The organism is Pseudonocardia sp. (genome assembly GCF_050246655.1).
Classification (GTDB): Bacteria; Actinomycetota; Actinomycetes; order Mycobacteriales; family Pseudonocardiaceae; genus Pseudonocardia.
Map to the genome: position 1 here is coordinate 19,222 of NZ_JBFWVQ010000032.1, position 8,228 is coordinate 27,449.

Annotated in this window: 6 protein-coding genes and 1 pseudogene; 2 read left to right on the top strand and 5 right to left on the bottom strand. The window is 70.5% G+C overall.

Translation table 11 applies throughout. The features are described 5' to 3' along the window. Positions 1–51: 51 nt before the first annotated feature. Positions 52–2,316: a carbon starvation CstA family protein gene (locus tag AB7J25_RS12995; RefSeq protein WP_428508568.1), complete on the top strand. Its 2,265-nt coding sequence runs from the start codon at positions 52–54 to the stop codon at positions 2,314–2,316. Next, complete coding sequence (locus AB7J25_RS13000) at positions 2,316–2,507, top strand: YbdD/YjiX family protein (RefSeq protein WP_428508570.1); 192 nt, start codon at positions 2,316–2,318, stop codon at positions 2,505–2,507. Before AB7J25_RS12995 ends, AB7J25_RS13000 begins: the two co-directional genes overlap by 1 nt. Positions 2,508–2,531: 24 nt before the next feature. Here AB7J25_RS13000 and AB7J25_RS13005 read toward each other — a convergent pair whose 3' ends face one another. From AB7J25_RS13005 to AB7J25_RS13025, 5 genes and pseudogenes are all read right to left on the bottom strand, one after another. Continuing rightward, on the bottom strand, positions 2,532–3,800 hold the full coding sequence (locus AB7J25_RS13005) for a glycosyltransferase (protein ID WP_428508572.1): 1,269 nt from the start codon (positions 3,798–3,800) through the stop codon (positions 2,532–2,534). A 220-nt stretch (positions 3,801–4,020) separates the two neighbouring features. After that, a complete protein-coding gene (glnA, locus tag AB7J25_RS13010) occupies positions 4,021–5,442 on the bottom strand; it encodes a type I glutamate--ammonia ligase (RefSeq protein WP_428508574.1) in 1,422 nt (473 codons plus the stop codon). Positions 5,443–5,676: 234 nt separating this feature from the next. Then, entirely contained in the window at positions 5,677–6,411 is a 735-nt protein-coding gene (locus AB7J25_RS13015) for a DUF4191 domain-containing protein (RefSeq protein WP_428508576.1), read from the bottom strand. A gap of 31 nt (positions 6,412–6,442) precedes the next feature. Further along, a complete protein-coding gene (gene lipA / locus AB7J25_RS13020) occupies positions 6,443–7,468 on the bottom strand; it encodes a lipoyl synthase (protein ID WP_428508578.1) in 1,026 nt (341 codons plus the stop codon). Positions 7,469–7,477: 9 nt separating this feature from the next. Beyond that, a pseudogene (locus AB7J25_RS13025) lies at positions 7,478–8,228 on the bottom strand (hypothetical protein); the annotation flags it as partial.

Sequence of the window (8,228 nt, forward strand, 5' to 3'; positions counted from 1 at the left end):
GAGGTCACTCTCCCGTGGAGACCTCTGGCACGGAGATCCCGAGGAGACGTGATGTCCGCACCGCCCACCGACCCTGAGCACGCACACGGCGACCCGGGCCTTCCCCCTGCCGGCCTCGACGCCGAAGCGCTCGACGCCGACCGCAACAGGTGGACGCCGCAGAAGGTCGCCCTCTGGGTGGGCATCGCGCTGCTCGGCGGCCTCGCCTGGGTGATGATCGCGCTGGTCCGCGGCGAGACGATCAACGCGATCTGGTTCGTCTTCGCCGCGGTCTGCACATACTTCATCGCCTACCGCTTCTACTCGACCTACATCGAGCGCACGATCACCCGACCCGACGACCGGCGCGCGACGCCCGCGGAGTACCTGGAGAACGGCCAGGACTACATGCCGACGGACCGGCGGGTGCTCTACGGGCACCACTTCGCCGCGATCGCCGGGGCAGGGCCGCTGGTCGGGCCGGTGCTCGCGGCGCAGATGGGCTACCTGCCGGGCACGATCTGGATCATCGTCGGTGTGGTGCTGGCCGGGGCGGTCCAGGACTACCTGGTGCTGTTCTTCTCCATGCGCCGCGGCGGCCGCTCGCTCGGCCAGATGGCGCGCGACGAGCTCGGGCGGGTCGGCGGGCTCGCCGCCCTGCTCGCCACGCTCGCCATCATGATCATTATCGTGGCGATCCTCGCCCTGGTCGTCGTCAACGCCCTCGGCGAGAGCCCGTGGGGTGTGTTCTCGGTCGCGATGACCATCCCGATCGCCCTGTTCATGGGTGTCTACCTGCGGTTCCTGCGGCCGGGCCAGGTCGCGGAGGTCTCGCTCATCGGGTTCGTCCTGCTCATGGCCGCGATCATCGGCGGCGGCATGGTCGCCGAGACCGAGTGGGGCGTCGCCCTGTTCACGCTGGACCGCGTCACCATCGCCTGGGGCATCATCATCTACGGCTTCATCGCCGCGGTGCTCCCCGTGTGGCTGCTGCTCGCCCCGCGGGACTACCTGTCGACGTTCATGAAGATCGGCACGATCGTCCTGCTCGCCGTCGCGATCATCGTGGTGCAGCCGGAGATCGTCGCCCCCGCCGTCAGCGAGTTCGCCACGAATCCGGCGGGCGGCCCCGTCGTGCCCGGCCCGCTGTTCCCGTTCCTGTTCGTGACGATCGCGTGCGGCGCGCTGTCCGGGTTCCACGCGCTGATCTCGTCGGGCACCACGCCGAAGATGGTGGAGAAGGAGCGCCAGACGCGGCTCATCGGCTACGGCGGGATGCTCATGGAGTCCTTCGTCGCGATCATGGCGCTGGTCGCCGCGCTGGCGATCGACCGCGGCCTGTACTTCGCGATGAACTCCTCGGCGGCCGCCACCGGCGGCACGATCGAGGGCGCCGCGGCGTTCGTCAACTCCCTCGGGCTCGCCGGCGTGAACCTCACCCCGGAGCAGCTCGCCCAGACCGCGAACGACGTCGGCGAGCAGTCGATCGTCTCGCGCACCGGCGGCGCGCCCACGCTGGCCGTCGGGCTCGCGCACATCATGCAGCAGTTCATCGGCGGCGCCGCGATGATGGCGTTCTGGTACCACTTCGCGATCATGTTCGAGGCGCTGTTCATCCTCACGGCCGTGGACGCGGGCACCCGCGTCGCCCGGTTCATGCTCCAGGACTTCATCGGCAACCTCGTCCCGCGGTTCAAGGACACTTCGTGGAAGGTCGGCGCCTGGACCTGCACGGCGATCATGGTCGGCGGCTGGGGCGCCATCCTGGTCATGGGCGTGACGGACCCGCTCGGCGGGATCAACACGCTCTTCCCGCTCTTCGGCATCGCGAACCAGCTCCTCGCCGCCATCGCACTCGCCGTGTGTCTGGCGATCATCGCCCGACGGGGTCGCATCGGCGGGCTCTGGGTGGTGCTCGTGCCGCTGGCGTTCGCCACCGTCGTCACCGTCACGGCGTCGATGTACAAGATCTTCTCGCCGGTGCCGTCGATCGGCTACTGGGCTCAGCACGCCGCGTACCGCAACGCGCTCGCCGAGGGTGAGACGAGCTTCGGCGCGGCGCGCACCGTTGAGGGGATGGAGGCGGTCGTGCGCAACACGTTCATCCAGGGGACGTTGTCGATCGTGTTCGTCGTGCTCGCGCTGATCGTGATCGTCACCGCGCTCATCGCCACCGTGAGGTCGCTGCGGACAGGCGGGCTGCCCAGCGCGGAGAGCGAGGCGGTGCCGTCGAGGATCTACGCGCCGTCCGGCCTCGTGGTGGCACCCTCCGAGAAGGAGCTGGAGCAGCTGTGGATCGAGGCCGCACCGGAGACGCGGGAGCGGGCCTACCACTGATGGACGGCCTCGTGCGGCAGCTGCGGACGCTGCGGTGGTGGGCGCGCGGCGTGCTCGGGGCCGACGTCTACGACCGCTACCTCGCCTACCACGCGCGGTCGGGCCACCCGGGCCCGCCGCTGACGGAACGGGACTACTGGCGCTCCCGCACGGACCACCAGGAGCGGCACCCGAACGGCCGCTGCTGCTGAGCAGAGCGCCGATCACGAACCCGACTACCGTGGCTCGCCGATCCGATCGGCCTCGAATCGGCCGACCATCTCGACCACCGCCGACACCCCGTCCTCGGCCTCCAGCCGTTGGGCCATTCGCTGTGCGGCGCGGCGATAGCTCGGGTCGCCCACTGCCGTTCGAATCGCGGCCGCCCACCGCGATGAGCTGATCGTGCGGAAAGGGATCACTTCCGGGGCGCAGCCCAGCTCGACCAATCGGCGAGACCACAAGGGTTGGTCGGCGAACACCGGCGTCGGTACGGACGGCACTCCTGCTCGAAGGGTCGCACCGGTCGTGCCGGATCCCGCGTGGTGCACGATCGCCGCCAACCGGGGGAACAACCACTCGTGCGGCACAGCTCCCACGGCGAGGATGTCCGACCCGTAGTCGACTCCGTGGCCTGCCGGATCGGTCGACCCCAGCCCAGCGCGGCCGGCCTGGACGATGCCGCGCACACCGGCCGATCGCAGCGCCGCGACGACGACCGGCATCAGTCGAGCTCCGTGACCGCCTGCCATGCTGCCGAAACCGACGAGGACAGGTGGGGGTCCGGCGGCGAGGAAGCTCGCGAGCTCGGCCGGGGGCTCCCACGCCACAGCCTTGGGCCACCAGTACCCGACGACGTCGAGGCCCGGACGCCAGTCAGCCGGACGAGGAAGCACGGCAGGGCTGTAGCCGTGCAGGATCGGCCACTCCTGAGCGGCCTGGCGAGCAGCGGTCGCGCGGACGGATCGACGGGGGAGGCCCAGCTCGCGGCGAAGCTCTGCGGTGGCTCGGTGGAACGGGATCATGCTGCGCAGTCCGATCTCGCCCAGGATGCGGTTCCCGCGCGGCCCCCATGAGCGCGCGGAGTGCAGCACGATCGGCGGGAACGAGCTGGTCGGCGTCATGGGTTGGCAGTAGAGCCCAGCGCTCGGGATCCCCAGTGCCTCGGCGATGTCGTAGCCGAACGGGGCGGATCCGTTCATGAGCAGCACGTCCGCGTTCGCCGCTGCGTCGAGTGTGGCGTGGGCCGCCTGCCGCAGCAGAAGCGTCAACCGCGACACCCGACCCGCCTGATAGGCGGGTGTCGACCTCTCGGGAAGGTCCAGCAGAACTCCGAGATCGCCAGGCATCGGGTGCACCTGCAGCCCGGCTTCGGTCACCAGCGGGGCGTAGTCGGGATGCGCCGCGATCGTGACCGTGTGTCCGGCCTTGCGCAGCTCCGCTCCGACGCTCGTGTAGGGCACGACATCGCCCCGCGAGCCCACCGCGGAGATCAGGATCCGCACGTCGGCTCAGCCGTCCAGCATGCGAGTGGTCATCCTGGCCCGACCCTATCGCAGGCCCGCCGCCGCTCCGGGTCGCCGTCGGGGGAGGCCGCCCGACTGTGGCCCGACAACGACGCAGCGACCAGGACCACCGTCGCGGCGGGCCTGGTCGCTCGTGCGGCTCTCTGCGGACCAGAAGGTGATCGTCTGACGTTTCTCGCAGGTCAGAGCGATCCCGAGATCACACGTCGTAGTACAGCGCGAACTCGTAGGGGTGCGGACGCAGCCGCAGCGGGTCGATCTCGTTCTCGCGCTTGTAGGAGATCCACGTCTCGATCAGGTCGGGGGTGAAGACGCCACCCTCGAGCAGGTAGTCGTGGTCCTCCTCCAGCTTGTCGATGACCGCGCCGAGGCTGGCGGGCACCTGCGCGATGTCCTTGGCCTCCTCCGGCGGGAGCTCGTAGAGGTCCTTGTCGATCGGGGCCGGCGGCTCGATCTTGTTCTTGATCCCGTCCAGGCCGGCCATCAGCATCGCGGTGAAGGCGAGGTAGGGGTTGCCGGACGAGTCGGGGCAGCGGAACTCGATGCGCTTGGCCTTCGGGTTGTCGCCCGAGAGCGGGATGCGGATGCAGGCCGAGCGGTTGCGGGCCGAGTAGACCAGGTTCACCGGGGCCTCGAAGCCCGGCACCAGGCGGTGGTAGGAGTTCACCGTCGGGTTGGTGAAGGCCAGCAGGCTCGGCGCGTGGTGCAGCAGGCCACCGATGTAGTAGCGGGCGGTGTCGGACAGGCCGCCGTAGCCCGCCTCGTCGTGGAACAGCGGCGAGCCGTCCTTCCACAGCGACTGGTGCACGTGCATGCCCGAGCCGTTGTCGCCGAACAGCGGCTTCGGCATGAAGGTGGCGGTCTTGCCGTTCGCCCACGCGGTGTTCTTCACGAGGTACTTGAACAGCATGATGTCGTCGGCCGCGTGCAGCAGCGTGTCGAACTTGTAGTTGATCTCGGCCTGGCCGGCGGTGCCGACCTCGTGGTGCTCGCGCTCGACGGTGAAGCCGCTGGCGATCATGTTGCTGACGATGTCGGCGCGCAGGTCGGCGTAGTGGTCGACCGGGGGCACCGGGAAGTAGCCACCCTTGTAGTTGACCTTGTAGCCCAGGTTGCCGCCGGCCTCCTCGCGACCGGTGTTCCACCAGCCCTCGGCCGAGTCGATGTAGTGGAACGACTGGTGCGGGTCGGAGCCGAAGCGGATCGAGTCGAACACGTAGAACTCGGCCTCGGGCGCCATGTAGGCCGTGTCGGCGATGCCGGACGCGGAGAGGTACTGCTCGGCCTTGCGGGCGACGTTGCGCGGGTCGCGGCTGTAGGGCTCACCCGTGATCGGGTCGTGCACGAAGAAGTTGATGTTGAGCGTCTTGTGCTTGCGGAACGGGTCGAGCCGGGCGGTGTACGCGTCGGGCAGCAGGGCCATGTCCGACTCGTTGATCGCCTGGAAGCCGCGGACCGAGGAGCCGTCGAAGGCGGCGCCGTTCTCCAGCAGGTCACCCGCGGTGGAGGCCGGGACGGTGAGGTGCTGCATCACGCCGGGGAGGTCGCAGAAACGGATGTCGACGTACTCGACCCCCTCGTCCGAGATGTACTTGAGAACCTCTTCCGAGTTGCTGAACACGCTCTTGGGCTCCTTCGAACGTCTGCTGATTCGGCGCGACGCTATGGTGGGCATGTTGCCCGCCCATCACTCTCGCGTTTCACAGACGTTAACGGACGGCGGGGCCGCCCGGCGGGCGAACTTGACGGGGCCTCGCGTTCGTGCTTGTTCGGGGCCGGAGGCCCTCGGATCACGTGGGCGAGAGCCCCGGCGGCGGGCCGCTACCCGGACGTCGAGGGTGGGCGCGGCGTGCGTTCACCGGCGCTTGACGGTGCGCTGCAGGCTGCGCATCTTCGCCCCGGGCGGTAGCGGGCCCTTCGGCAGCGCCGCGGACCGCGAGCCGAGCGCGGCCAGGCGCGCCTCCAGGGAGTCCATCTGCTTGGTGGAGATGTTGTTGGGCAGCTTCATGAGGTGGCGCTGCAGCTTCTTGAGCGGCACCTGGCCCTCGTCGTGGCCGACGACGACGTCGTAGATCGGCACCTGCCCGATCGTCCGCGCCATGCGCTTCTTCTCCTGCGCGAGCAGGCCCTTGACGCGGTGCGGGGCGCCCTCGGCGACGAGGATGACACCGGGGCGGCCGATGACGCGGTGCACGGCGTCGAGATGGGTGGTGCCGGCAACGCCCTGGGTGACCCGCCACCGGCCGCGCATGGTGTCGAGCGCCCACCCGGCGGCGCCCGGCTGCCCGTCCGCCTTGGCGTACACGGACTTCTGCACCCGCCGCCCGAAGATGCTCACGGCCGCGAGCATGCCCAGCGCGATCCCGACGGGCAGCACGATCCAGTGCAGGCCGAAGAACCAGCCGATGCCGCTCACCACGAGCACCGACAGCAGGAACACCCCGACCATGATCGGGATGAGCGCCTTGTCCTCGCGGCGCTGCATCTTGAACGCCTCGAAGATCTGCTTGCGACGCGCCCGGGAGGCCTCACGCTTGGCGAGCCTGGCGGCCTTCCTGGCTTCCTTGTCGGGCTTGGGCTTGACGGCCATGTCCGAAGGATACGGGTCCGGCCTGCGGGCGCTACCGGGCCAGCAGGGTCCGTGCCTCCTGCGCGGCGGCACCCTCGTCGTCGAGGTGCGCCAGGGCGTCCGGCAGCTCCTCACCGCGGTGGCGCATGGCCTGCGCGTAGAGCCGCCCCGCCCGGTACGACGAGCGCACCAGCGGCCCGGCCATCACCCCGGCGAAGCCCATGGCCTCGGCGGCGGCCGCGTGCTCGACGAACTCCTCGGGCTTCACCCAGCGCGCCACCGGCAGGTGGCGCGGGGTGGGCCGCAGGTACTGGGTGATGGTGACGATGTCGCAGCCCGCGTCGTGCAGGTCGCGCAGCGCCCCGCCGACCTCCTCGGCCTGCTCGCCCATGCCCAGGATCAGGTTGGACTTGGTGATCAGCCCGGCGGAGCGGGCCTTGCCGAGCACCTCCAGCGAGCGCTCGTAGGAGAACGCCGGCCGGATGCGGCGGAACAGCCGTGGCACGGTCTCGAGGTTGTGGGCGAGCACCTCGGGTGCGGAACCGAAGACCTCGTCGAGCTGGTCGTCCGCCGAGTTGAAGTCCGGGATCAGCAGCTCCACGCCCGTACCCGGGTTGAGCGAATGGATCTGGCGGACCGTCTCGGCGTAGAGCCACGCCCCGCCGTCCGGCAGGTCGTCGCGGGCCACGCCGGTGACCGTGGAGTAGCGCAGCCCCATCGTCGCCACCGACTCGGCGACCCGCCGCGGCTCGTCCCGGTCCAGCTCGGCGGGCTTGCCCGTGTCGATCTGGCAGAAGTCGCACCGGCGCGTGCACTGCTCGCCGCCGATGAGGAACGTCGCCTCGCGGTCCTCCCAGCACTCGTAGATGTTCGGGCAGCCCGCCTCCTCACACACCGTGTGCAGGCCGCCGGAACGGACCAGCGACTTGAGCTCGGTGTACTGCGGCCCGGTGCGCACGCGCGTACGGATCCAGGGCGGCTTGCGTTCGATCGGGGTCTCGCTGTTGCGCACCTCCAAGCGCAGCAGCTTGCGCCCGTTCGGGGCGAGTGCGTCGCGTGCCGTCGGCGCTGTCGTCACCCCGTCAGGTTACGCCGGGTCCGGTTGGACGCCGGTGTCGGCGGCTGTGATCTCCCACAGCCGCCGCGCCAGCATCTCGTCGCGGGCCGCGTCGCTGCGCACCGCCGGGGCGGGACGGCCGAACATCTCCGCAGGTCCGCCCGGGCCGTAGTACTCCCCGCCCCGGACGCCCGGTGCGGTCGCGGCGTAGAGCTGGGGCAGCATCCCGCGGCGGACGTCCTGGGTGAACAGGCTCGTGATCGGCACGCTGAGCATCATCAGCAGCGGGTTGCGGCGGCGCAGCGAGTTCGCGAGCAGCTCCGTGTCCGCCACACCGGGGTGGGCCGCCACGCTGAGGACGTCGTCGCCGTGGGCGCGCAGCCGCCGGTCCAGCTCCGCGGCGAAGAGCAGGTTCGCGAGCTTGGACTGGCTGTAGGCCTGCGCGGCGACGTACCGGCGGCGACGGAAGTGCAGGTCGTCGAGGTCGAGGCCGCCGCCGCGGTGGGCGAGGCTCGACACCGTGACGACCCGGGCCGCCTGCGCTCCCCGCGGTGTCGTCGGGCGGTCCGCCTGCGCTCCCCGCGGTGTCGTCGGGCGGTCCGCCTGCGCTCCCCGCGGTGTCGTCGGGCGGTCCGCCTGCGCTCCCCGCGGTGTCGTCGGGCGGTCCGCCTGCGCTCCCCGCAGTGTCGTCGGGCGGTCCGCCTGCGCTCCCCGCAGTGCCGGCATGAGCAGCCACGTCAGCGCCGCGTGGCCGTGGTGGTTCGTGCCGATCTGCAGCTCG

What these genes read in the sequence shown, in the direction of transcription:
- AB7J25_RS12995 (WP_428508568.1), top strand. Translation starts at nt 52, where the DNA reads ATGTCCGCACCGCCCACCGACCCTGAGCACGCACACGGCGACCCGGGC.
- AB7J25_RS13000 (WP_428508570.1), top strand. Translation starts at nt 2,316, where the DNA reads ATGGACGGCCTCGTGCGGCAGCTGCGGACGCTGCGGTGGTGGGCGCGC.
- AB7J25_RS13015 (WP_428508576.1), bottom strand. Translation starts at nt 6,411, where the DNA reads ATGGCCGTCAAGCCCAAGCCCGACAAGGAAGCCAGGAAGGCCGCCAGG.